Origin of the sequence: Nocardia sp. NBC_01329, assembly GCF_035956715.1 — a bacterium.
GTDB lineage: Bacteria > Actinomycetota > Actinomycetes > Mycobacteriales > Mycobacteriaceae > Nocardia.
On the sequence record NZ_CP108381.1, the window covers coordinates 5,812,416 to 5,837,060 of the forward strand.

22 protein-coding genes are annotated in these 24,645 nt (G+C 67.2%); 12 read left to right on the plus strand and 10 right to left on the minus strand.

Annotation, left to right across the window (positions count from 1 at the left end; genetic code table 11):
- Positions 1-48: 48 nt before the first annotated feature.
- A complete protein-coding gene (locus OG405_RS26370; RefSeq protein WP_327149097.1) occupies positions 49-471 on the plus strand; it encodes an ATP-binding protein in 423 nt (140 codons plus the stop codon).
- Between the two features lie 53 nt (positions 472-524).
- Here OG405_RS26370 and OG405_RS26375 read toward each other — a convergent pair whose 3' ends face one another.
- A complete protein-coding gene (locus OG405_RS26375; RefSeq protein WP_327149098.1) occupies positions 525-779 on the minus strand; it encodes a MerR family transcriptional regulator in 255 nt (84 codons plus the stop codon).
- A 575-nt stretch (positions 780-1,354) separates the two neighbouring features.
- On the opposite strand from OG405_RS26375, the gene OG405_RS26380 reads away from it, so the two are divergent.
- Positions 1,355-1,558: a cold-shock protein gene (locus OG405_RS26380; protein ID WP_327149099.1), complete on the plus strand. Its 204-nt coding sequence runs from the start codon at positions 1,355-1,357 to the stop codon at positions 1,556-1,558.
- 241 nt (positions 1,559-1,799) lie between these two features.
- On the opposite strand, the gene OG405_RS26385 is transcribed toward OG405_RS26380, so the two are convergent.
- The 4 genes from OG405_RS26385 to OG405_RS26400 are packed head-to-tail and all read right to left on the minus strand — an operon-like array spanning position 1,800 to position 7,220.
- Entirely contained in the window at positions 1,800-3,104 is a 1,305-nt protein-coding gene (locus tag OG405_RS26385) for an MFS transporter (RefSeq protein ID WP_327149100.1), read from the minus strand.
- Positions 3,105-3,133: 29 nt separating this feature from the next.
- A complete protein-coding gene (locus OG405_RS26390) occupies positions 3,134-4,342 on the minus strand; it encodes a CaiB/BaiF CoA transferase family protein (protein ID WP_327149101.1) in 1,209 nt (402 codons plus the stop codon).
- An 11-nt stretch (positions 4,343-4,353) separates the two neighbouring features.
- Positions 4,354-5,814: a dihydroorotase gene (locus OG405_RS26395; RefSeq protein WP_327149102.1), complete on the minus strand. Its 1,461-nt coding sequence runs from the start codon at positions 5,812-5,814 to the stop codon at positions 4,354-4,356.
- 38 nt (positions 5,815-5,852) lie between these two features.
- Positions 5,853-7,220, minus strand: a complete 1,368-nt coding sequence (locus OG405_RS26400; protein WP_327149103.1) for an FAD-dependent oxidoreductase — start codon at positions 7,218-7,220, stop codon at positions 5,853-5,855.
- Positions 7,221-7,477: 257 nt separating this feature from the next.
- On the opposite strand from OG405_RS26400, the gene OG405_RS26405 reads away from it, so the two are divergent.
- Genes OG405_RS26405 through OG405_RS26420 form a run of 4 tightly spaced genes read left to right on the plus strand, consistent with a single transcriptional unit; the run spans position 7,478 to position 11,398 of the window.
- Positions 7,478-8,272, plus strand: coding sequence for an IclR family transcriptional regulator (locus OG405_RS26405; RefSeq protein WP_327149104.1), 795 nt, complete (start codon positions 7,478-7,480; stop codon positions 8,270-8,272).
- Positions 8,269-9,111 carry an HpcH/HpaI aldolase/citrate lyase family protein gene (locus OG405_RS26410; protein ID WP_327149105.1) on the plus strand — a complete coding sequence of 281 codons (843 nt, stop codon included), beginning with the start codon at positions 8,269-8,271 and terminating at the stop codon, positions 9,109-9,111. Before OG405_RS26405 ends, OG405_RS26410 begins: the two co-directional genes overlap by 4 nt.
- Positions 9,108-9,947 (plus strand): cyclase family protein, encoded by an 840-nt coding sequence (locus OG405_RS26415; protein ID WP_327149106.1) that lies wholly within the window; start codon positions 9,108-9,110, stop codon positions 9,945-9,947. The genes OG405_RS26410 and OG405_RS26415 overlap by 4 nt, the downstream gene beginning before the upstream one ends.
- Positions 9,944-11,398: an MmgE/PrpD family protein gene (locus OG405_RS26420; protein ID WP_327149107.1), complete on the plus strand. Its 1,455-nt coding sequence runs from the start codon at positions 9,944-9,946 to the stop codon at positions 11,396-11,398. Before OG405_RS26415 ends, OG405_RS26420 begins: the two co-directional genes overlap by 4 nt.
- Positions 11,399-11,562: 164 nt before the next feature.
- Here OG405_RS26420 and OG405_RS26425 read toward each other — a convergent pair whose 3' ends face one another.
- Both OG405_RS26425 and OG405_RS26430 read right to left on the minus strand, forming a co-directional pair.
- Positions 11,563-12,288 (minus strand): hypothetical protein, encoded by a 726-nt coding sequence (locus OG405_RS26425; protein ID WP_327149108.1) that lies wholly within the window; start codon positions 12,286-12,288, stop codon positions 11,563-11,565.
- Positions 12,289-12,507: 219 nt separating this feature from the next.
- A complete protein-coding gene (locus OG405_RS26430; protein WP_327149109.1) occupies positions 12,508-13,335 on the minus strand; it encodes an alpha/beta fold hydrolase in 828 nt (275 codons plus the stop codon).
- Positions 13,336-13,592: 257 nt separating this feature from the next.
- Here OG405_RS26430 and OG405_RS26435 point away from each other — a divergent pair, with 257 nt between their 5' ends.
- Positions 13,593-14,387 (plus strand): LLM class F420-dependent oxidoreductase, encoded by a 795-nt coding sequence (locus tag OG405_RS26435; protein WP_327149110.1) that lies wholly within the window; start codon positions 13,593-13,595, stop codon positions 14,385-14,387.
- A 103-nt stretch (positions 14,388-14,490) separates the two neighbouring features.
- Here OG405_RS26435 and OG405_RS26440 read toward each other — a convergent pair whose 3' ends face one another.
- Positions 14,491-15,162, minus strand: coding sequence for an ammonium transporter (locus OG405_RS26440; RefSeq protein WP_327149111.1), 672 nt, complete (start codon positions 15,160-15,162; stop codon positions 14,491-14,493).
- Positions 15,163-15,517: 355 nt separating this feature from the next.
- Between OG405_RS26440 and OG405_RS26445 the strand changes: the two genes are divergently transcribed.
- A complete protein-coding gene (locus OG405_RS26445; protein WP_327149112.1) occupies positions 15,518-15,814 on the plus strand; it encodes a hypothetical protein in 297 nt (98 codons plus the stop codon).
- A 181-nt stretch (positions 15,815-15,995) separates the two neighbouring features.
- Here OG405_RS26445 and OG405_RS26450 read toward each other — a convergent pair whose 3' ends face one another.
- The gene (locus OG405_RS26450) at positions 15,996-16,694 is read right to left on the minus strand and encodes an SDR family oxidoreductase (RefSeq protein WP_327149113.1); all 699 of its coding nucleotides are present in this window, start codon (positions 16,692-16,694) and stop codon (positions 15,996-15,998) included.
- Positions 16,695-16,938: 244 nt separating this feature from the next.
- Between OG405_RS26450 and ggh the strand changes: the two genes are divergently transcribed.
- Positions 16,939-18,276: a glucosylglycerate hydrolase gene (gene ggh, locus OG405_RS26455; RefSeq protein ID WP_327149114.1), complete on the plus strand. Its 1,338-nt coding sequence runs from the start codon at positions 16,939-16,941 to the stop codon at positions 18,274-18,276.
- Between the two features lie 7 nt (positions 18,277-18,283).
- Here ggh and OG405_RS26460 read toward each other — a convergent pair whose 3' ends face one another.
- On the minus strand, positions 18,284-18,703 hold the full coding sequence (locus tag OG405_RS26460; protein WP_327149115.1) for an SdpI family protein: 420 nt from the start codon (positions 18,701-18,703) through the stop codon (positions 18,284-18,286).
- Positions 18,704-19,187: 484 nt separating this feature from the next.
- Between OG405_RS26460 and leuS the strand changes: the two genes are divergently transcribed.
- From leuS to OG405_RS26475, 3 genes are all read left to right on the plus strand, one after another.
- Complete coding sequence (leuS, locus tag OG405_RS26465) at positions 19,188-22,082, plus strand: leucine--tRNA ligase (RefSeq protein ID WP_327149116.1); 2,895 nt, start codon at positions 19,188-19,190, stop codon at positions 22,080-22,082.
- Between the two features lie 80 nt (positions 22,083-22,162).
- On the plus strand, positions 22,163-22,549 hold the full coding sequence (locus tag OG405_RS26470) for a hypothetical protein (RefSeq protein WP_327149117.1): 387 nt from the start codon (positions 22,163-22,165) through the stop codon (positions 22,547-22,549).
- Between the two features lie 54 nt (positions 22,550-22,603).
- Positions 22,604-24,643 carry a PhoX family protein gene (locus tag OG405_RS26475; protein ID WP_327149118.1) on the plus strand — a complete coding sequence of 680 codons (2,040 nt, stop codon included), beginning with the start codon at positions 22,604-22,606 and terminating at the stop codon, positions 24,641-24,643.
- The last annotated feature ends 2 nt before the right edge of the window (positions 24,644-24,645 follow it).

Consider the following 24,645-nt stretch of genomic DNA (forward strand, 5'->3'; position numbering starts at 1 on the left):
GCGGATTGCGGGGCGTTTCGCGGAGCGGGAGGAGGAGCCGCGGTGGGCATGACGACACTGAACCCGGTGCGGGGCGGTGATGGACGGGGTTGCCGGGTTGTCGAGGTGGATCTCGAGACGACGTCGGCGGGGCAGGTGCGGGCCGAGGTGCGCCGCCTGATGAGTGGGTGTGCCGGGATCGAGGTGTGCGATGCGGTGCAGGTCAGTGATGAGTTGGTCAGCAATGCTCGGCGTCACGCCCGCTCGCCGCACATCTGCCGCTTGATGGTGGACGGCCACAGCTGGTTCCGTATCGAGGTGAACGACGCCTCGCCCGTCTCGCCGCGGATCCGTCGGCCCGACCACACGGGCGGGCGCGGGCTGCTGCTGGTCGCGCAGCTCGCGGCCCGGTGGGGAACCGACTATCGCGAGGGCGGGAAAACCGTGTGGGCCGAACTCGATCGGCCCGACGGATGGCTTATCCACCTGTGACCGCCTCCCCGGCGGGCGGGCGGTCTTTCGCAACTGGGCGGGGTGAGTTCCGCTCAATCCTCTCGGGTGAGTGCGGCGTTGATTTCGCGGGCTTCGGCGAGTTGGTCTTCGAGGATGATGATCCGGCACGCGGCTTCCAGGGGGGTGCCGGAGTCCACGAGTTCGCGGGCGCGGGCGGCGATACGTAGCTGGTATCGGGAGTAGCGGCGGTGCCCGCCGGGCGAGCGTTGCGGAACGATCAGTTTCGCGTCGTCGAGGGTGCGCAGGAACGCTTGGGTGGTGCCGAGCAGGTCGGCGGCCCGGCCCATGGTGTAGGCGGGGTAGTCGTCATCGTCGAACTTCTCGTTCGCGGTCGTGGGTTCAGAAATCGTGCGGCCTCCGGACGCCGAAGTGCCCCGGCGCCTGTGGCGCCGGGGCGTTGAAAGGGGGAATTACTTCGTCTTCCGACATGTAACCGAAACGTCGGTGATCACCCTGACCACATAACTTCGTGGGCGACCCGACGGGCAACGCCTCCTTCCTTCTCGTGGTACTTCCTCTTCTTTCCGTGCAACTTCACGTGCTTCCCGGTGGGCGGTGGGACCGTCGTACATGCTGGTCCCGTGGCCGCGCCCGCCGGTCCTGTCCTCACGGGCAGTTCGTCATCTCCCGTGCCCTTTGGATACTTCCTTCGTTTCCGACGAGACAGAAGTTACCGCACCTTGGTTGGAATGTCTACTGTTGCCGCTGCAGATTTTTTCGAGTGGTCGAGCCGGGTTGTCTCAGAGGTCCGAGCGCCGCCGTGCGGTTGCACGGCGTGTCCGCCCGGGGTGTGGCATGCTGGGGGATGGGCACGGGTTGTTGCAGTGATCGCCCGGCTCGCAACAGGAAGAAAAGCAAAAGTATGTCGCAAGGCAGTGTGAAGTGGTTCAACGGCGAAAAGGGCTTCGGTTTCATCGCGCAGGACGAGGGCGGCCCTGACGTGTTCGTCCACTACTCCCAGATTTCCGGCTCCGGCTTCAAGTCCCTCGATGAGGGTCAGCGTGTCGAGTTCGAGATCGGCCAAGGTCAGAAGGGCCCGCAGGCCCAGGACGTCCGCGCCATCTAGGAGCCGACGAGAACAGAAACCCGCGCGATCCGCGCGGGTTTCTTGCTGTCCGGGGCCCGGTCACGATCCGCCGGGCTCCAGCCATGGCGCGGGCCGCCGGAGGGCGGCCCCGGTGAGGTCGCCGCGGCCGTCTCCGCCTGGTGGACCGCCCCGGTCTGCGTCAGCCCCGCGAAACGCACCGCGTAACCCCTCATCGGGTTACGCGGTGCGTCGTATCGGTGCCGGGGGATCCCGGCGGACGTCAGCTCGTGGTGGTGAGCTCGCCCTCCGATTCTCCGGGGCGTACCCGCGGCGACGCCGGACGCTCCGGTTCCACAGTGAAGAACAGCATCGCCGCCGCGCCGATCAGGCACAGCACCGTCATGACGATGAAACCGCCGTCGTAGGTGCCGGTCTCGGAGACGATGAAGCCCATGACCGACGGAGCGATGATCCCGGAGAGGGCGAAGCACGCGTCGGCGAAACCGGCCGCCGTACCGGGCTGGGTCGGTGCGGCGTCGATCGAGGCCACCCACCAGATCCCGCCGGTGATGAACCCGAAACCGACGCCGGCGGAGATGCAGATCAGGGCGACGGTGAGATTGCCCGGGAAGAACAGGATCGGGACGATCGAGGCACCGGCGAGCAGCAGCGCCACACCGATGATGAGGAACCGCGACCGGATGCTCTCGGTGCGCTTGTACACGCGGTCCACCAGGATGCCGCCGGCGAGCGCGCCGACCACACCGGCCGCCCACGGTGCCACCGAGAATCCGCCGACCTCCTTGATGGAGAGCCCGAATTCTTGCTCCAGGTACTGGGGGAGCCAGTACATGAAGGCCCAGAACATGAATCCCCAGGCGAAGTAGCCGAGTCCGACGAGCCACAGGTTGCGGTTGCGCAGGATCTCGCCCCAGTCGACCTTCGACTCGTGTCCGCTGTCCTCACCTTCGGCCTGGCCCGACTTGATGTAGGCCAGTTCTTCCTTCGAGACGAAGGACGCTTCGCTCGGGGAGTTCTTCAGGAACGGATACGCCACGACCACCCAGACGATTCCGGCGACCGCGAGCACCCAGAACATGCCCCGCCAGCTGGTCAGCTCGATCAGCTGGGTGAGGATCGGCCCGCCGACCAGCAGGCTGCCGGACACGGCGACACCGCCGATCAGAGCGAGTGCCTTGCCGCGTTCGTGCACCGGCAACCACCGGCTGGCGATTCGCGTCGCGGCCGGGAAGCAGGGCGCTTCACCGGCGCCGAGGACGAGACGCAGCAGGATGAGACCGACGAACCCGCCCGCGAACGGGGTCAGCCCCGTGGCCGCGGCCCAAATGAACATCCCCGCGATGAGGACGCGGCGCGATCCGAACCGGTCGACCAGCGGCCCCGAGAGCAGGGCGAAAAGCATATAGCCGATCGAGAATGCGGAACTGATGACGCCGTACTGGCTGGTCGTGATACCGAACTCGTCCCGCAGATCACTGGCTGCGAACGAGATGGCGCTGCGATCGACATAATTCACCACCACCAGGCCCAAGATGATGGTGATTGTCCACCAACGCGATTTCATAGCGAACTCCTCGGATAAGCTGCCGCGGGTCAGATGACCCCGCGTGCCCGCAGGTCGTCGATATCCTCGGGACTGCGCCCGAGGTGGGTGAGGACCTTGTCGGTATCGGCACCGGCGGGTCGGCCGGTGTGCCGGATCGCCCCGGGCGATCGGGTCATGCGCCACATGACGTTCTGCATGCGCATGGGGCCGAGCTCGCTGTCCTCGACGGTGGTGACCATGTCGGTGGCGACGACCTGCGGATCGGTGAGCAGGTCGCTCGGACGGTAGACCGGCGCGACGGCCGCGCCGGCTTCTTCGAAAACACTCGTGACCTCGTCACGGGTTCGTTCGGCGATCCAGTCGCCGACGTATGTGTCGAGCAGGTCCGCGTGCTGGGCGCGGGTGCGCCCGGTCGCGAACCATTCCTCGTCGATCACCTCGGGGTGACCCACCAGTCGCATGACCCGTTCGGCGATGGCCTGGGCGCTGGTGGAGATCGCGACCCAGTGGTCGTCCTTGGTGCGGTAGAGGTTTCGCGGCGCGTTGTTCTGCGACCGGTTACCGGTCCGCTCCTGATCGATCCCGAGTTGATCGGCGTAGATCACCCCGGGGCCGACCGCGGTCATCATCGGGGTGAGCAGGTCGAGATCGACCTCTTGCCCGGTGCCGCCGTTGCGTTCGCGTTCGAACAGCGCCATCGAGATCGCCGAGGAACCGGCGACACCGGCGATGGAATCGGCGAGCCCGAAAGCGGGCAGCGTCGGCGGTCCGTCGGGCTGCCCGGTCAGGTGGGCGAAGCCGCTCATCGATTCGACCAGTGTCCCGAACGCGGGCCGTTTCGAATACGGTCCGTGCTGTCCGAAACCGGTGACGCGCAGCATGATCAGTCCGGGATTACGGTCCGCCAGTTCCGCGTAGGACAGACCCCAGCGTTCGAAGGTGCCCGGCCGGAAGTTCTCGATCACCACGTCCGCTTCGGCGGCCAGATCCCGGAAGATCTGCTGGCCGTCGGGGATGCTCAGGTTCAGTGTGAGGGTCTGCTTGTTCCGGGCGACCATCTTCCACCACAGCGGTATGCCGTCCTTGTCGAGGCCGTGGCCGCGCATCCCGTCCGGTTTCTGCGGGTGCTCGATCTTGATGACCTCGGCTCCGAAATCGCCCAGGATCTGCGCGGTCAGCGGTCCGGCCAGGATGGTGGAGGCATCGAGGACCTTGATTCCGCGTAGCGGGCCGGTCGGCTGCGACTCGTCGTTCAATCTCGATCTCCTCAGTACGGCCGCGAGATGTAGCGGCCCGCGGGCTCGCCGGTGACGACGCCGTCGGCCAGCACCCGGTTCCCGCGCACGAAGGTGTCGGTGACCGCGGCACTCAGCTCGGAGCCCTCGAACGGCGTGTATTCCTGGGTGGATTCGGAATCCGCGGCGCGCACGGTCCAGGTGCGGTTCGGGTCGACGATGGCGATATCGGCGTCGACGCCCTCGGCGAGCCGACCTTTACCGGGCAGGCCGTAGCGGTCGGCCGGGTTCGACGCGACGAGCTGGGCGATCCGGCGCAGTGACAGGCCACGCTTACGGCCTTCGGTGACCAGGCCGGGCAGCAGGTATTCGGTACCGCCGAAACCGGACTTGGCGGCGAACACATCGTCGCGGTCCTCGCCGAATTTGACCTCGTCCTTGCAGCAGGCGTGATCGGAGACGACCCAGTCGATATTGCCGGCGAGCAGATGCTCCCACAGCGCCTCGACATCCTCGCGGGGGCGGATCGGCGGATTCACCTTGGCGCCCAGGCCGTTCGCGTTGTCGATATCGGTGAGCAGGTGGCCGATGGTGACCTCGCGGCGGAAGTTCACGTGCGGGAAAGCCTCGGCCATCTTCATGGCGGCCTTCAGCGCCTTGGCCGAGCTCAGGTGCAGCAAGTTGATATTCGGCAGTCCGGTCTCGTCGGCCAGGAAGGACGCGATGGTGACGGCCAGGCCTTCGGAATGCTGCGGGCGCGAGGCACTGTAGGCCGCCAGGCCGCTCAGCGTTCCCTCCTGCTCGACGATCTTGGTGTAGGCGCTCATGATCTCGGCGGTCTCACAGTGCAGCGACAGCGAGATGTGCTCGGCGAGTTCGGGGAACTGCTCACGGGCCTTCTGCACCCCGCGCATCACGAATTCGAAATGGGCGATGTCGTAGCGCTCGTCCTCGGGGATCATCAGGAAATCGCTCTGCGAGGTGGACCGCCCGTGCAGCCCGTGGCTGCCGTAGAACATGAAGATCTTGAACGAGGTCACGCCCTGATCCGCGGCCAGGTCGGGGATCTCGCCGATATGTTCCTTGGACATCGGCGCCAGATGGAACGCGTAGTCGATATAGCTGCGGCCCGCGGCGGCGTCGAGGACCTCCGGGAAGAAATCGGCGTAGGAGCCGCCCTTGTTCAGGTAGTACTGCCCGGTCCGCATATAGGTCAGCGCGGTGGTGACACCACCCTGCGCACTCGCGCGGGATTCGGTCTGCGTGTCCTCGGCCAGGGGGTTGTAGATACCCCAGTGCTGGTGGGCGTCCACCACACCGGGGAAGATCAGCTTGCCCGTGGCGTCGACGATCTCGGCATCCTCGGACCGCAGGTTCGCGCCGATGGCCGCGATCTTGCCGTCGACGATCAGGATGTCCGCGGCCTCGCCCTCCTCGGGGGCCGCGTTCTCGGTACGCACCACGGTGCCGTTCTTGATCAGGTACGAGGTCATCTCTTCTCCTGGCGAATATCCGTTTGTGAAATCTGTGGTCAGGCGGTGACCGGGCTGGTCACGTGCTCGGCGGCGAGGTAGGCCAGCCCGAGTGCGGTGATGAGTCCGTTGCCGGCGAGATAGCCCCCGGCGCCGTGGCCGGAGATCCCGATGGCCGCGCCGCCCGAGGCGTAGAGACCGGGGACCGGCGAACCATCGGCCAGTACCCGCGCGTGTTCGTCGACGACCAGCCCTCCCTGCGTGTGGAACAGGGCGGGAGTAACGGCGATGGCGACGTAGGGCGCGGTGAGCGGATGTCGCTCGTCGGTGCGGCCCTGCCTATCCGCTTCCTCGCCCGTCGCTGCGCGCCGGACAGCCGTGAGTTCGTCGTCCAGCGTCGCGGCCGGTACGCCGATCCGTTGGGCCAGTTCGGCGGCGGTCGCGGCACGGACCAGTGATCCGCTGTCGGCGACCGTACGGAAATCGTCGAACACCGAGCACAGCTCTTCGATGTGTTCGTCGATGACGATCCAACCGGTACCGCCGGGCTGCGCGGCGAGGATGGCCGCGAATTCCGAGTAGCCGGTGGTCTCGGGTGCGAATCGGCGGCCTTCGCTGTTCACGATGACGCCGCCGTGTACGACGGTGGCCCAGCCGATGAGGGTCTGGCTGCGCGAGGAGAGCGCCGCGTGCCCTTGGTAGGCGTCGAGGTAGCCGGTATCGGCGCCCAGGCCCCGGCCGATCCGCAGCGCGTCGCCGCGGCTGAACCGGCCGCCGTGGTAGTGCGCGTCGGCGATCTCCGGGATCCATCGGCGGACCAGATCGCTGTCGGCGCCGAAGCCGTTGGTCGCGAGCAGTACGGCGGGGGTGGTCAGGTGTTCGCTGTTCCCATCCGGGGTCGCGATCTCGACTCCGCTGACCCGGCCGTCGGTGGTGTACACCTCGCGCAGGCTCATCGGAGCGATCAGTTCGATCCGGGGGTGAGCCCGGGCGCGCTCCACGAGGTGGCGCAGCAGCCGGGAGCCGTGCCGGCCGGGGATGGTGTGACAGCGGTCGGCGCTGTGCCCGGGGTAGCGGAAGTCGGTGACCAGTTCGAGGTCGAGTTCCTGCACGTCGGCCAGCCAGGTGACCAGCGGGGCGCCTGCCCCGGCCAGCGCGCGGGCGAGCCGGGTATCGGCGGTACCGCCGGTTTTGCGGTCGATATCGGCGAGGAAGCGGTCCGGGCTGTCCTGGACGCCCGCGGCGTGCTGCCAGCGGGTGCCGGCGGCGGGGATCATCGCGGTGCACATCGAGGTGTTGTTACCGCGCTGGAAGTGCTCGTCGGCATCGACCACGAGCACGTTCGCGCCGAGTTCGGCGGCGCGTAGTGCGGCGACCAGCCCGCCACCCGCGCCGGCGACGACGAGATCGAAATCCGGACCGTCCACGCTTCCTCCTATCATGTTCCGCTGAGCGGAACGCAAGAATGTGGTCCCCTGCACTATGCACGTTTGACAATCTGGACACAAGTGCCTGTAGAAAGGATTAACGCCGCAGAAACTCAAGTGTGAGCTGATCGAGCGGCCTGGACATTCGTTTCGCTAAGCGGTACAACTTAGTTCATAGATTCTATTTATATGTACGACGGGCACGTCGGTAGCGTCGCTGTCGGAACAACGAAAAGACCCCGCAGAACGGAGCCACGATGGAGTCCTCCAGTGGAGGCACCACGTCTGCCGCGCGGGCAGCGGATGTGCTGCTCGAGTTCGGCCGCCGATCGAGCGCGCTCGGCGTCTCGGAGATCGCCCGCTCGACCGGTATGTCCAAGGCGGTCGCCCACCGCATCCTGACAACCTTCGTCGAATGCGGTCTACTGCTCTACGAACCCTCGACCCGCCGGTACCTGCTCGGACCGGCGGCGGCGACGCTCGGCGCCCGCGCACTGGACGTATCCCCGCTGCGACGGATGGCCCGCGAGGCCCTGGTGGACCTACAGCGCGCCACAGGCGAGACGGCGACCGTCACCGGGCGGCTGCCCGGGGGGCGCGTCTACCTGGACCAGGTCGAGAGTACTCAGGAAATCAAGATGACCGTCGACCTGGGTCGCCGGTTCGACCTGCACAGTGGCTCGTCGGGCCGCATCATCGCGGCCCACCTCTCCGAGGAAGAACAGGACGATCTGCTGTCGCGGCCGCTGCCCCGGCTGACCAGCACGACCATCGTCGACCCGGCTTCGCTGCGCGAAGCGCTGCGCGAAGCGCGCGAGCGTGGCGTGTGCCGGTCGAGTGGCGAACGTCAGGAGGGCGCCGGGTCGATCGCCGCGCCGGTGTTCGGGGCCGATGGCGCGGTGATCGGGTCGGTATCGGTGTGCGGACCGAGCTACCGGATGACCGAGGAAGCCTGCGACCGCTACGAGAGCGCACTGATCGAAGCGGCGCAGCGGGTCTCGCGCGCGCTGGGCTACCGGATGCCGGATACCGCTGGGGCGGTGGCGAAATGACACCGCGCAGCTGGCTCTATGTACCCGGTCATCGCGACGACCGCATCGGCAAGGCGATCGACAGCCCCGCCGACGCCGTGGTGATCGACCTGGAGGACGCTGTTCCGGTCCACGCGAAGGAACGCGCGCTGACCAATGCCCTTGCCGCGCTGCGCACCGTGCCGCCACAACGGCGGATCTGGTTGCGGCTCAATGCGATCGGGTCATCCTGGCTGGAAAGCGAACTCGCCGGCCTGGCCGCTGCGCAGGTCCCTCCCGCAGGGGTGCGGCTGCCGAAAGCCGAGACGCCCGAATCGGTGGCGGCCACGACCGACCGGCTCACCTGCCAGGTCCATGCCATCATCGAATCGGCCGCGGGCCTGCTCGCGGCACCCGCCATCGCGAAATGCCATCCGCGCGTCACCGGAATCGCGCTGGGGGAAGCGGATCTGGCCGCCGATATGCGTACCGAGGCCCAGGGTCTGGCCTGGGCGCGGGGCTGGATCGTCACGGCAGCGCGCGCCGCCGGACTGTCGTCACCGGTCCAGAGCGTCTGGACCGCGGTCGACGACCCGGCAGGTCTGGCGGAATCGTCGCGCGCCGGACGCGCCCAGGGTTTCTTCGGGCGATCCGTCATCCATCCCGACCAGATCGGCATCGTCAACCAGGCTTATACACCGTCGCCGGAAGAACATAGCCGAGCCCGGCGGATCGTGGAATGCGCGGCCGCGTCGCAGGCGGCGGGTGAATCCGCGGTCCTCGACGAGAACGGCGGCTTCATCGATCCCGCCGTCGTCGCGAACGCCCGCGTGATTCTCGACCGGGCCGAGGCCACCGCAGTACGAGGAGTGAGAGCATGACCGAACAAACCGTGACCACCGCGCCGGACGCGCTGTTGAACGCGGTGGTGAGCAGCGATGTCGACTATGTCGAGCTCGGTCATCCGTATACGACCGGGATGCCCTGTTCGCCCAACCATCCCGGTTTCCGGATGACCCTGATCCGCCGGCACGGCGATATGGTCCGCCCGGACGGCGGATCGGCGGCCAACGAGATCATCGTGACCGGTGGGCACGTCGGCACCCATGTGGATGCCCTCTCGCATGTGAGTCACTGCGGCAAACTGCACGGCGATATCGACGCCGAAGAGGCGCAGCGCGGCGGCCGGTTCGCCGAACTCGGCGCCGAGACGATCCCGTTCATGCTGCGGCGAGGGCTGCTCTTGGATGTGCCGCGGGTCCGCGGCGTCGAAGCCCTCGAGGCAGGTCAGGCCGTCACCGAACAGGATCTGCGCGACGCCGCGGACGCCGCCGGGGTGACGCCACGGCGCGGAGATGTCGTACTGATCCGTACCGGCTGGGCCCGCCATTTCGACAATGCCCAGCGCTACCTCGGCCAGCAGGACGGGGTTCCGGGTGCCGATGTGGGTGCGGCGCAGTGGCTCGCCGCGGCCGGGATCGTGGCCGCGGGCGCGGATACCACTGCCTTCGAACATATCCCGCCGGGCAAGGGACACAGTGTCCTGCCGGTACACCGGGTGCTGCTGGTGGAGAACGGGATCCACATCATCGAACATCTGAACCTGGAGGATGCGAGTGCGCGCGGCCTCACCGAATTCACCTTCGTGATGGCGCCGCTGCGCATCACCGGCGGGACCGGGTCGCCGGTGCGCCCGGTCGCGGTGGTGCCGGCATGAGCGAGTCAGGACACGGTGTGAGCACCGCTACCTCCGCTCGCCACGACCTCACCGGTACCGTCGTCGGCCGGCTCGCCGCCCTGGCCGCGAAGACCCGCACCGCCGGACTCTCCGACGAACTCCGCAAGGATGTGGCCCGGCGCGTCCTGGACGTGCTCGGTAATTCCCTTGCCGCTCAGGGCCAGCCGTCGGCACAGGCCGTTACGGCCGTCGCTCGCGGCTGGGCCGGTGCCGCCGCGGCCACCGGTATCGGTACCGGCGAGCGTTTCCCCGCCGCCACCGCCGCGCTGGTGAACGGCACCCTCGCGCATTCGATGGATTCCGACGACACGCATCTGCCGTCAGTCCTGCACCCGTCGGCCTCGGTTGTCCCGGCGGCCCTCGCGGTCGGCGAGGCCACCGGCGCCGACGGCGCCGCGGTTCTCGACGCGGCAGGAATGGGTATCGAGATCGCGGTACGTCTCGGGATGGGCGGCTACGACGAAGAACTGGGCAACTCCGAATTCTTCGAACGCGGCCAGCACGCGACTTCCATCTGTGGCGCTGTCGGTTCGGCCGCTGCCGCGGCGATGCTGTACGGCCTGGACGCCGAGGGTATCGCCGACGCGATGGGTATCGCCGCCAGTTTCGGTGCCGGTCTGCTGGAAGCCAATCGCACCGGCGGCACTGTCAAACGGGCGCACTGCGGCTGGGCCGCGCATTCGGGCGTGACCGCCGCGGAATTCGCCCGGCACGGCCTCACGGGACCGCCCACCGTGATCGAGGGCCGCTTCGGATTCCTGCACGCCTTCTGCGGTGACCGGGCCGATACGGCCAAGGTCGTCGACCGGCTGGGCGAGCACTGGGAACTCCCGGGGATCTTCTTCAAACCCTATCCGTGCAACCACTTCACCCACGCCGGGATCGATGCCGCCCGCGCACTGCGCGGCGGTGGGCTCGATCCGGACCGGATCGCGGAAATCGAATTGGGCGTGCCGAAGCCGGTGCTGCGCACAATCGCCGAACCGCCTGCGGCGAAGGCCGCGCCGGAATCCGGTTACCACGCGGCCTTCTCGGGGCCGTACACGGTGGCGCGGGCACTGCTCGGCGGTTCCGGACTGGGCGTGGGACATGCCGACTTCACCGACGAAGCCGCCCGGGATCCGCGTACCCTCGAGTTGGCCGCACTCGTGGTCAGCCGGAGCGACGACCGGTGCGACGAGATCTACCCGCATCAGTTCCCGGCCGTGCTACGAGTACGGACCACCGACGGACAGTGGCACGAAGCGCGGATCGACCACAATCGCGGTGGCCCCGCCGACCCGCTCTCCGATGACGAACTCACCCTGAAATTCGATTTGAACGTGGCGGGTCGATTGTCGGCGGTGCAGGCGGGCACCGTTGCCGAGCGAGCGCTCGGACTGCCCTCGGCCGGATCGCTGGATCACCTGATGTCGCTCGTCCGGGACTGACCCTCGTCCCGGCTACCTCGTCCGGTCCGGTAGCGGTCGCGAACCGCCGCGCCCCGGACTCGGCCGGCAACAGCGGAGCAGCCCCGCGGGACCCGCGGGGCTGCTCCGCTGTTGCCGGCCCGATCCCGACCGCTGGGCGCCCTCGACCACCGCCCAGTGGCTTTCTACCGGCGTTCTTCCATCTCGTAGGGCGAGGTCACCGACCCACTCGAATCGGATCCCTGACTCGACTGCTGACTTTCGCCGACGGATCCGGACTGCGACTGCCGACTACCGTCGGTTCCGGACTGCTGGCCACCGCCGCTTCCGGACTGCGACTGCCGGCTGTCCACGGATCCGGATTGTGATTGCGCACTGCCGACGCCGCCGGAATCGGACTGTCGGCTGTCGCCGGAATCGGACTGTCGGCTGTCGCCGATACCCGGGAAGGTGCTGCTGTCCTGGCCACCGGTTTGTGACTGCTGGTCGCTACCGACGTTGCCGGATTGCCCGCTGTCGCCGAAGCCGCTGGAATCGGACTGGGCACCGCCGGTTCGTGACTGCCCGCTGGCGCCGACACCCCATCCCGGGAAGGTGCTGCCGTCCTGGCCACCGGTTTGTGACTGCTGGTCGTGACCGAGGCCGCCGGACTGCCGGTCCTCGTCCACCCCGGAGCGATCGGACTGTCGGCTGTCACCGGTCGACGACGAGTAGCCGGGAATCGAGGCCGGTGCCCCGCTCTTTTCGTCGCCGTTGGGGACCGGGCGGGTGTGGTCACCGATTCCCGATCGGTAGTTCGAGTGGGCGTCGGGCTCGGAGTCGGGTGCCGCGAGTGCGCTCGCCGCGGCGGGCCCGGTTACTGCCGCCGCCGCCAGCGCGGCGACCATTACGGCACGAATGCTGTTTGCCACTCTGTCCAACCTCCCGTGATCGTTCGGTTTGAAGCGGTACAGCGAAACGGTAGAAAACCCCCTGCCGAATACCCGGTGTCCGGCGAGGTCGGCGTTTCAGGCGAGTGATACTCCGCTGACCTGCCGAGATCACGAAAACGGCGGATGTCCGCCTCCGGACAGCACGAAGGACCGCGTCCCTCCGGTCAGCCGAGGAACGCGGTCCGTGCCCCGTGGCCGTCAGTGGTCGAGGAATTCCAGCAGATCGGCGTTGAACTTCTCCTTGTCGCCGGGAACCAGCGCGATTCCGTGCGAACCGCCCTCGTACACCTTCAGCGTCGAATCCTGCACGATCTCTGCGGTTTTGCGGCCGGTGGCCTCGAACGGGACCACCTGGTCGTCGTCACCGTGCACGACCAGGGTGGGAAAATCGAACTTCCGCAGGTCCTCGGTGAAATCGGTACAGGCGAACGCGTCGACGCATTTCACACCGGCCTGGATACTTTCCCGCATAGCCATCATCCAGAATGCGTCGCGATTACCCTGGGTGGCCTTGTTGCCGGGGCGGTTCGCGCCGAAGAATCCTTCGGAAGTGTCCTTCCAGAACTGCGAACGTTCATTCAGGATTCCGGATTTGATCTCTTCGAAAACCTTGTCCGGCACGCCTTCCGGGTTGCTCTCGTTCTTGGCCATCAACGGCGGGATCGCCGAGAGCAGTACCGCGGAATGTACTCGTTCGGTGCCGTGCCGGCCGATATACCGGGCGAGCTCGCCGCCGCCCATACTGTGCGCGACCAGCGTCGCGTCGTGGATCTCGAGACCGGTCAGCAGATCGTTCAGGTCATCGGCGAAGGTATCGAAATCGTAACCGTTCCACGGTTGATCCGAGCGGCCGTGGCCGCGCCGGTCGTGAGCGATACCGCGGTAGCCGTGGTCGGCCACGCATTTCATCTGGTCATCCCAGGCATCGGCGTTCAGCGGCCAGCCGTGGATGAAGACGACCGGTCGTCCGTTGCCCCAGTCCTTGTAATAGATGTTCACTTCGTCGCGAGTTGTGCACACAGGCATGGGCGGGAGCCTCCTTCTGTGCGTGATCGCCGACCGGCAGCGGGTCGTGGCAACGAGACGCTGTCGAAATGCTACCCACGTAGGAATTCCGAAATAGGGGTGTATTCATCTGTTACGCAATCCATGCCCGACCGGAATTCGGGAAGATATCGACGCCGGCGATGGTCGGTGGACATGCCGCCGGTACCGGGCCGGGCGCCCCGAACCCCGGTAGCCTCGGGTTCGGGAGATCACCCGACGACGAGGAGTCAAACAAGATGAGCCGACCGGTCCGGATCGGAGTTCAACTCCAGCCCCAGCACGCGCCCGACTACGGACTCATCCGCGATGCCGTGTTGCGGGCCGAGGACGCGGGTGTGGACATCGTGTTCAACTGGGATCATTTCTATCCGCTGTACGGCGATCCCGATGGCGTGCATTTCGAATGCTGGACCATGCTCGGCGCGTTCGCCGAGCAGACCGAACGGGTGGAGATCGGTGCGCTGGTCACCGGCGGCGGTTATCGCAACCCGGACCTGCTGGCCGATATGGCCCGCACCGTCGACCGGATCAGTGGCGGCCGGCTCATCCTGGGTATCGGGTCGGGCTGGTTCGAACGCGACTACGACGAGTACGGGTACGACTTCGGTACGGCGGGCAGCCGCCTGAACCTCCTCAAGGAGTACCTGCCGCGGATCTCCGGTCGGTTGGCGAAGCTCAACCCGCAGCCGGTGCGGGAGATCCCGATCCTCATCGGCGGCGGCGGGGAGAAGAAGACGCTGCGGCTGGTGGCCGAATACGCCGATATCTGGCACAGCTTCGGTGAACTGGATGTTTTCACCCACAAGGGCGAGGTGCTCGACGAGCACTGCACGCGAGTGGGCACCGAAACGGCCGATATCGAGCGATCGGTCGCCTGGCCCGGCACGGAGAAGGCGCCGGACTACCTGAAGGCCGGTGCCACGCTGTTCACTGTCGGCATCACCGGCCCGGATTACGATCTGACCCAGGTCCGCGAGGCCATCGCCTGGCGCGACGAGATCAATCCGGAGCCGGTCAGCGGTATCGCCTGACGACCGACGTGGAAGGGGCCCGTTCCGGCGTATACGCCGGAACGGGCCCTTTTTGTCCCTACGATCATCGGATCGCGTCACCGACCTGTGGCCGCGGGCACCGTCAGTTCGTCGACTGCGCCTGCTGGCGCGGCGCCCACTGTGTGGTGCCGGGGGCGGCGGCCAAAGTGTTGAGCAGGTCGACGCCGGCGATGATCAGCGTGGGCCCGCCCACGACGATGGACCCGATGATGCCACCGATGGCGGCACCGGCGATCACGCTGGCGATCACCCCGGGTCCGGAGACGATTCCGGTCAGCCCGATCAGCGCGCCCAGTGCGGTACCGATGAAACCGCCGATGGCGGTGGCGAGGCCGAACTGGGAAGCGAAGTTGTTCTGGGCCGTGTAGTTCTCGTACGGCGACGCCACCGGTTGTGCCGCGGGCCGCGCCGCCGCCACATCCTTGACCGCCGTCAACTCCAGCACCCGGCCTTCGTCGCGCACGGCGTGCGGAAGCGGGTATTCGGTCGCGCCCTCGCGAACCGCCAGCGGTAGCGAGACGACAGTGGTGCCGGAGGTGTCCAGGATCTGGACGGTTTCGCCGTCGATCTCGAAAGTACCGTTGGTGAGAGTGGTGACCACCCTGTTGCCGATGAGCTCGGCCCGGTAGCCGATCTCGGGGGTCGCGGGTTCCGCGTGCACGACTGCCGCGCCCACGGTGGTGGTTGCGAGCAGCGGCACTACGGCCGCAACGATCTTGCGGATCATCATGAGGTCCTCGTGTCCGATCTTCATCACGGTATTGCCAGTGGAATACCAGCCAGAACTGACGCGCAGCGGTAACCGCCGGGCCATGAAGACTGTCGCCCGGCGGTTTCGAACTACACCGACGTTACGCGGTTGGTACTCGGAAGACACTGAAACGTGCCAGAAAATTCCCGAAACGCGTTTGATGGTCGGATGATTCGGGTAGATGGTCAGGTTGCCATGGTTGGGAGGTAGCGGGTTCACGCCTCGCGAACCGCCGTACTATCCACGCCGGCGCATCTGTGGCTACCTGCATTGATGCGCATTTGATAATGTATCCGTGTGCGTAATTCCAGGTGATCGTTTCGAGAAAAACGACCGCTCGAGGAAAGAGAGAACACCGATGACAACGGCACACGATCAGCACACCGACCATACCCATGTACACGGCCCGGACTGCGGGCATGTCGCGGTTCCGCACGGCGATCACGTCGACTATGTCCACGACGGACATCTGCACCGCGCCCACGAGGGGCACTTCGACGAATGCGAAACTCCCGGCCACGCCGAGCACGCAGCACATGAGCACATGCACGGAGAGGGCTGTGGTCACGTCGCGGTGCCGCACGGGGACCACGTCGACTACATCCACGACGGGCACCGACACGCAGCTCACGACGGCCACTACGACGAGCACTGACCACACCGGACACGGTGCCGCGGGTCGGCTTTCACGGCGGCGGATGCGCACTCGCGTCCGCCGCCGTACGAACCTCGGAGTCCCCCTGCTCCCATGGGCCGATGGTATCGGCGCGCAATCCGGTCGGCATCGCTATCGGCTTCGGCGGATCACCGGCGGTGAGGCTGCCGGGAGGAGGCGGTCACCAGGGGCGCAACACGATCTCGGTGGGCTGCGCGTCGCGCGGGGTGTCGATCGCGGTCCGGACGGCGCGGGCGACAGTTTCCGGACGCAAGAACTGGTTCGGCTCATAGCGGCGACCCTCGCCGGCCACGATCGCCCGTTGCATATCGGTATCGATTCGGCCCGGATGGATCGATGTCACCCGCAACGACGGTTCCTCGAGCCGCAGCGCGTCACCGAACGCTCGCAGGCCGAATTTGCTGGCCGCATACGACGACCAGCCGGCATTGGCGCGCAGCCCCGCGCCCGAATTCACCAGCACCACATGACCGTTGGCTGCCCGCAGGGCCGGTAGCAGCAGACGGGTGAGCTCCGCGACAGCGATCAGGTTGGCCTCGAGCGTATCGCGCCACTGCCGCACCGAGGATTCGGCGATCGTGCCCAGATCGGCGATCCCGGCATTGTGCACCAGTACGTCCAGCCGGTCGATCGATCGCACCGCGGCCGCGACAGCCGCGTAATCGGTGAGATCCACCGGCACGCCGACGGCCCCGGGGAGCTCGGCGAGGATCGGCTCCAACCCGGCGGCGGTACGCGCACCCAGCAGCAGTCGGTGGTCGGCCGCCAGCTCCCGTGCGATCGCGGCGCCCAGACCACGACCGGCGCCGGTCACCAGCGCTACCGGTTGTTCCCGGGGTGCGTCGGCTTCGTCCTGCATATCGCCCACTCCTCGTTTCGTCGCGCTGCCGAGGTTCGGCCCCTGCCCGGGCGGTCCGTGAACGGCCTGCCGGGTAGTGCGTACCACACCGCACCGCGCCCACCCTCGCGATGCGAGGGTTCGGCAAGTTCGTGTAGCGCGCGCGAAATACGGCGCACACCGGAACGAAACCGCGACTGGGTAGATATTGCGTTCACACGCACCGATACCGCGTGTCCCCGGCACCGACCAGCAAGATGTAGAGATGGCGCACCCAGGTTTCACTCCCACGCAGCTCGCCGCCCGCGCGGCCTATCTGCTGCGCGGCAACGATTTGGGAACCATGACCAGCGCCGCGCCGCGCTTGTACCCACATATGTGGAGCTGGGACGCGGCGTTCGTGGCGGTGGGGCTGGCGCCGCTGAGTGTGGAACGCGCGGTGATCGAACTCGACACCCTGCTCTCGGCGCAGTGGAAGAACGGCATGATCCCCCATATCGTCTTCGCCAACGGCGTGGACGGATACTTCCCCGGCCCGTCCCGCTGGGAATGCCGGTTGCTGGCCGCCAACGCACCGGACGGTCCGGACACCTCCGGCATCACCCAGCCGCCGGTCCACGCCATCGCCGTACAACGCATCCTGGACCATTCACGCCGCCACGGCCGCAGTACCCGCGCCGTCGCCGAGGAATTCCTCAACCGGCGCTGGGCCGACCTGGTGCGCTGGCATCGCTGGCTGGCCCACGCCCGCGATCCGCTGGGCAGCGGCCGCATCACGCTCTACCACGGCTGGGAATCCGGGATGGACAACTCCCCGCGTTGGGACCGCGCCTACGCGAACGTGGTGCCGGGCGATCTCCCGCCCTACCGGCGCGAGGACCTCCTCGTCGTCGCCGACACCACCCAGCGGCCGACCGACCGCGAATACGACCGGTATCTGTGGCTCCTGGAGCAGATGCGCCGCGCCCGCTACGACGACGACGCGCTCAGCTCAGCGATGGACTTCGCGGTCGAAGACGTATTCGTGACCGCGATCTTCGCGCTCGCCTGCGAGGTGCTCGGACAGATCGGCGAGGAGTATCACCAGGCCAGATCCGACACCCGGGAACTCTTCGGCTGGGCCGACCGGTTCCGTGCCGGGGTGATCGCCACCGCCGACCCGCGCACCGGCGCAGCCCGCGACTACGACACCCGCCGACAACGCTGGATCACCACCGAAACCCTGGCCATGTTCGCCCCCCTGATCAGCGGTGGCCTGCCCCGAGCCACCGAACGCAACCTGTTGCGCCTGTTCGAGGGCCCGCGGTTCTGCGGCCACCCGGATCTGCGCTACGCGCTACCGCCCTCCACCTCGCCGGTATCGAAGGATTTCCGGTCGCGCGAATACTGGCGGGGCCCGGTATGGCCGGTGATGAGCTGGCTGTTCTCCTGGGTATTCGCCCACCGCGGCTGGGCGGAACGCTCGTACATGCTGCGCGCCGAGGCGCTCCGGCAGGCCAGCGACGGCAGCTTCGCCGAATACTATGAACCCTTCACCGGCGAACCGCTGGGCAGTATGCAGCAGTCGTGGACGGCCGCATCGGTACTGGACTGGCTGGGCTGACCGGCGATCAAGCCGGCTGCGCCGCGGCCGGTTCGCAGGTGCTCTTGAGCGAACAACCCCCGCAGGAGCCACCACATCCGCCGGTCTCCGCGGGCGGCGCGAGAGCCTCCGCGGCCCGGGCACCCGCATTCGCGCCCGCGCCGAGCGTGAACAGCGCGATAACCAGCACCACCGCGGTCACCACCACGCCGATGAGCCCACCGGCGGCCAGCACGACCAGCGCCCCCGCGGCCAGCAGCGCACCGGCTGCGATCGAAGTCGGTGCGGCGACCCGGTTGGCGGCCCGGTACGCCGCTTCATCGCGCAACGCGGCCTCGGTGTGGACACCTACATAACGGTTGCCGGGAAGACGGCCGACCAGGCCGAGCACACCCGTCGTCAGAGCCACCAGGGCCAAGACGAACAGGAGAATTGCGACAACGAACACCCACCGAGAATAGCTGTGTTGTTTGCCCCGCCTTCGGCGGGGCGGGTCGGGGGCTGTGTATATGGCGCCGCCTCCGGCGTCGCGGGTCGGGGCCCTATTAACCCCGGTTCTTCACTCCTGCGCTCAGTCGCTGCGCTCCATCGCTTCGTCGCTCCAGAACCGGGGCGGGCCCCGACTGTGTTGTTTGCCCCGCCTGCGGCGGGGCGTCGGGGCCCTCGTGACCCCGGTTCTTCACTCCTGCGCTCAGTCGCTGCGCTCCATCGCTTCGTCGCTCCAGAACCGGGGCGGGCCCCGACCATCGGCAGTAGACAGGAGGGGGAGGCGGCCGTATCGCCTCCGTCCTGGTGCCGTTGGCCGGGCGGCGGTCGTGGGTGATCACGGTCACCAACGCTGGCTACGCCTGTGCCTTTTTGGGCTTGTCAGGGGGCAAGTCTTAGGCTGTCGGCACGGAATTCTCCCCACAGCAGCTAGAGAAGGCAGGACCGTGCAGGACTCCCGCGCAACCGAGACGGCCGGGCCGGGCTCGGTAGACCACGGCGCACCCCAGGGTCGCGCCGGTGATACGCCCGCTCACCGGTACACCGCCCAGCTCGCCGGGGAGATCGAGCGGCAATGGCAGCAACGCTGGAACGAGCGCGGCACCTTCTACGCTCCGAACCCGGTCGGGCCGCTGGCCGGGGAGGTCCCGGCCGACAAACTGTTCGTCCAGGACATGTTCCCGTACCCGTCGGGGGCGGGGCTGCACGTCGGCCATCCGCTGGGCTATATCGCCACTGATGTGTTCGCCCGCTACCACCGGATGCGCGGCCGCAACGTGCTGCACGCGCTGGGTTACGACGCGTTCGGTCTGCCGGCCGAGCAGTACGCGGTGCAGACGGGGGCCCATCCGCGCGATACCACCGAGTCCAATATCGCCACCATGCAGCGGCAGCTGGACCGGCTGGGGCTGGGGCACGACCGGCGGCGGTCGTTCGCGACCACCGATCCCGAGTACTACAAGTGGACGCAGTGGATCTTCCTGCGCATCTACAACGCCTGGTACGACCAGGAGATCGGCCGCGCCCGGCCGATCGCGGAGCTGGAGCAGCAGTTCGCGACGGGGGCTCGTCCGGCCCCGGACGGTAGGAACTGGGCGGATCTGCCGGTCGCCGAACGTAATGCGATCCTCGACTCCTATCGCCTGGTCTACCAGACGGATTCGGTGGTGAACTGGTGTCCGGGTCTGGGCACGGTGCTGTCCAACGAAGAGGTGACCGCCGACGGCCGCAGTGAACGCGGTAATTTCCCGGTGTTCCGTAAGCGGTTGTGGCAGTGGATGATGCGGATCACCGCGTATTCCGACCGGCTGATCGATGATCTGGACCGGGTGGACTGGCCGGAGAACGTGAAGGCCATGCAGCGCAACTGGATCGGCCGTTCCCGTGGCGCGCGGGTCGAGTTCGCCACGGCGGCCGGTGATGTCGAGGTATTCACCACGCGACCCGACACGCTGTTCGGTGCGACCTATATGGTGCTGGCTCCCGAACACGAGATGGTGGATCGTGTGACGGCGGCCGCCTGGCCGGCGGGGACCGATCCGCGCTGGACGGGTAGTGGCTCGAGCCCGGCCGAGGCCGTGGCGGCCTATCGGAAATCCATTGCCGCGAAATCGGATCTGGAACGCCAGGAGAACAAGGAGAAGACCGGAGTCTTCCTGGGTGCCCATGCCACCAACCCGGTCAACGGGGCGCGGATCCCGATCTTCATCGCCGACTATGTCCTGAGTGGTTACGGCACCGGCGCGATCATGGCGGTGCCCGGCCAGGACCAGCGCGACTGGGATTTCGCGACCGCTTTCGGTCTGCCGATCATCCGTACCGTCGAGCCGCCCGCGGATTTCGACGGCGAGGCATACACCGGTGACGGACCGGCCATCAATTCCGACTATCTGGACGGCCTGACCATCGCGGATGCGAAGGCCACGGTGATCGCCCGACTGGAAACCGACGGCCACGGCGCGGGCACGGTGCAGTACAAGTTGCGGGACTGGTTGTTCGCACGGCAGCGGTACTGGGGTGAGCCGTTCCCGATCGTTTACGACGAATCCGGTGCCCCGCACGCGCTACCGGAATCGATGCTGCCGGTGCGGTTGCCCGAACTGGACGATTTCGCCCCGGTCACCTTCGATCCCGACGACGCGAGTTCCGAACCGTCCCCGCCGCTGGCCAAGGCCACCGACTGGGTCGAGGTCGAACTGGATCTGGGCGACGGGCCCCGCACCTACCGCCGCGATACCAATGTGATGCCCAACTGGGCGGGCAGTTCCTGGTACCAGCTGCGCTACGCCGACCCGACCAATGCCGAGGCGTTCTGCGCGAAAGAGAACGAGAACTACTGGCTGGGCCCGCGCCCGGCCGAGCACGGCGCCGACGATCCGGGTGGCGTGGACCTGTACGTGGGCGGGGTGGAGCACGCGGTGCTGCATCTGCTGTACGCCCGGTTCTGGCAGAAGGTCCTGTTCGATCTGGGCGATGTGACCAGCAGCGAACCCTACCGCCGCCTGTTCAACCAGGGCTACATCCAGGACTACGCCTACGCCGACGCACGTAAGAGCTACGTCCCGGCCGCCGAAGTGACAGAACGTGACGGCAAGTTCTACTGGACCGATACCGCCGGCACCGAGATCGAGGTGTACCAGGAATACGGCAAGATCGGTAAATCGAAGAAGAACGCGATCTCCCCTGACGAGATCTGCGAACTGTACGGCGCCGACACCTTCCGGTTCTACGAGATGGCGATGGGTCCGCTGGACCTCTCCCGCCCATGGGCGACCAAGGATGTCATCGGGGCACACCGGTTCCTGCAGCGGGTCTGGCGGCTCGTGGTGGACGAACAGACCGGCGCGACCCGGGTCACCGAGGACAATCCCGCCGACGAGACACTGCGGTTGCTGCACCGGACGATCGCCGGGGTCGACGAGGATCTGGCGGCCATGCGCGACAACACCGCCGGTGCCAAACTGATCGAACTGACCAACCATCTGACCAAGGCCTATCCGGGCGGCGCGCCGCGTTCGGCGGTGGAACCGGTGGTGCTGATGCTGGCGCCGCTGGCCCCGCATATTACCGAGGAGCTGTGGGAGCGACTGGGCCACAGCCACTCCCTGGCGCACGGTCCGTTCCCGGTGGCCGATCCGGCGCTGCTGACCGCCGAGACCGTCGAGTACCCGATCCAGGTCAACGGTAAGGTCCGCAGCCGTATCCAGGTCGATGTCGAGGCCGATCGGGCGGCGATCGAAGCGGCCGCGCTGGCCGACGAGAAGATCGCCGCTCTGCTCGACGGCAAGGCCCCGCGCAAAATGATCGTGGTTCCGGGCAGGTTGATCAACATCGTCGGCTGAGTGTGCCGAGAGTTCTCGGCACGGCCGTCCGCTCGAGAAATCGTTGGGGCGGACCTATGGTCCGCCGTTAGCATCGTGCGATGCGGAAGGATCACAGCTACCGGGTGCTCAGGGTGGGTGCGTGGCAGTACCTCTGGCGGACCTACCACCAGCATGTGGACGGCTGTACGGAAGTTCTGCGGCTGCGGCAACTCGGCTCGGTGGCCGGCCTGACGCTTGTCTTCCGCTCCGATGGGGAGCGCAATGTCCCCGATGGTGGGTACTCCTCGGCCGGTGAAATCTGGATCGGGGACCGTTTCCTGAACCTGAACAAGCCCGGCGTGGTCCGAGCCTTCGTCGACGGAGCGGTTCGACGAGGGTGGATGGCCGAGGTACGCACCGTCGGCCGCCGCGACGGCTGGGACCTGTTCGATGAGGTGCACGCCGCCAAGGGCGAAAACACAATCGTTAATCCGCTGTCCTCCTGAGACTCGCCTGGGTGGGCTACCGTGCGGGCGTTCAGCCCGGAACAGGAGTCCACTGTGAAACCCCTCGCGCTTTTCGTCGCCCACGACCCGGCCGGGTCGCGGTCTCGCGTCACCTGCCAGTACAAATGCGGAAACGCGTGCTTCCACGAGGTGCCCAACACTTCGTCGAACACCTACTTCGGGGATATCGTCGCGGGGATCTCCCGGCGGCGCCTGCTGCAGGGCAGCGCGGCAGCGGTGGTCGCGGTCGGTGCGGCGAGCGCGCTCGCCGCCTGTGGTGACGACCCGCAGGTCGGGACGACCGCGACCACCGAAGGTACCGGAACCGGGTTCACCCCGGTGGCGCCGAACACTCGGGACGCGCTGGTCGTTCCCGAGGGTTACGAGCAGGGCGTGGTGATCCGCTGGGGTGATCCGCTGTTCGAGGACGCTCCCGCATTCGATTTCTTCCGGCAGACCCCGGCCGCGCAGGCGAAGCAGTTCGGCTACAACAACGATTTCGCCGGTCTGCTGCCGATCGAGGGACAGCCGGGCAGATATCTGCTCGTGGTGAATCACGAGTACACGACCGAGCAGTTCATGTTCGCGGGGTACGAGCCGGCGGCGATCACCCGGGAGCAGGTCGAGATCGCGATGGCCGCGCACGGTTTGTCCGTGGTCGAGGTGCACGGGGAAGCCGGGACGGGGCGGCTCGCGCCCGCGTTCGGGAAATACAACCGGCGGATCACCGCGACGACCGAGTTCCGGCTGACCGGCCCGGCGGCGGGCAGTCCGCTGGTCAAGACCGCCGCCGATCCCACCGGTACCAAGGTGCTCGGTACGATCAACAACTGCTCCGGCGGTGTGACCCCGTGGGGCACCGTGCTCTCCGGCGAGGAGAACTTCAACGCCTATTTCGTGGGCGACGCCGCCGATCCGGTATCGGCCGCCCGGTTGAAGCGCTACGGCATCGCCGAATCCGATGCCCCGCACTACTGGGAGAAATTCGACAAACGCTTCGATATCGCCGCCGAGCCCAACGAACCCAACCGCTTCGGCTGGGTGGTCGAACTCGACCCGTGGGATCCCACCTCCACCCCGGTCAAGCACACCGCGCTGGGCCGGTTCAAACATGAGGCGGCGAATATCCACGTCACCGCTGATGGCACCGTCGTCGCCTATTGCGGGGACGACGAACGTTTCGACTACCTGTACAAATTCGTCTCCGCACGAAAGATCGAGGCGGGCACCGGCGCCGCGAGCCGCCGCCACAATATGACCCTGCTGGACGCGGGCACCCTCTATGTCGCGAAACTCACCGGTGACCACCCCGATCGGATAGACGGCTCCGGCACGGTGCCCTCCGACAAGGGTTTCACCGGTTCCGGCCAGTGGATCCCGATCCTGCGCGCGGCCGAGGACGGCCGCGGCGAATCGCTGGTGGACGGGATGACCGCCGAGGAGGTCGCGGTGTTCACCCGCCTCGCCGGGGACAAGGTGGGCGCCACGAAGATGGACCGACCCGAGGATTTCGAGGCGAACCCCAAGACCGGCAAGGTCTATGTGGCGTTGACCAACAACGACAAGCGCGGTACCGACGGCAAACCGGCGGTCGACGAGGCCAATCCGCGCGACAAGAACAAGAACGGGCAGGTCCTCGAGCTCACCGACGATCACGCGGGTACCGCGTTCACCTGGACCTTGCTGCTGGTCTGCGGTGACCCGGCCGCCGCCGACACCTATTTCGCGGGCTACGACAAGACGAAGGTCAGCCCGATCTCCTGCCCGGACAACCTGGCGTTCGATCCGTACGGCAACCTGTGGATCAGCACCGACGGTAACGCGCTGGACGCCAACGACGGACTGTTCGCGGTGGTACTCGACGGCGACCGGCGCGGCGAGACCAAACAGTTCCTGTCGGTCCCGGTCGGCGCCGAGACCTGCGGTCCGGTGATCACCGAGGAACGGGTCATGGTGTGTGTCCAGCATCCGGGCGAAACCGACGACGCGTCGGTGGATCGGCCGGCATCGCACTGGCCGGACGGCGGGACGACCCAGCCGCGCCCGGCCGTGGTGGCGGTCTGGAAGTCCGGGGGCGGCCGGATCGGAGTCTAGGG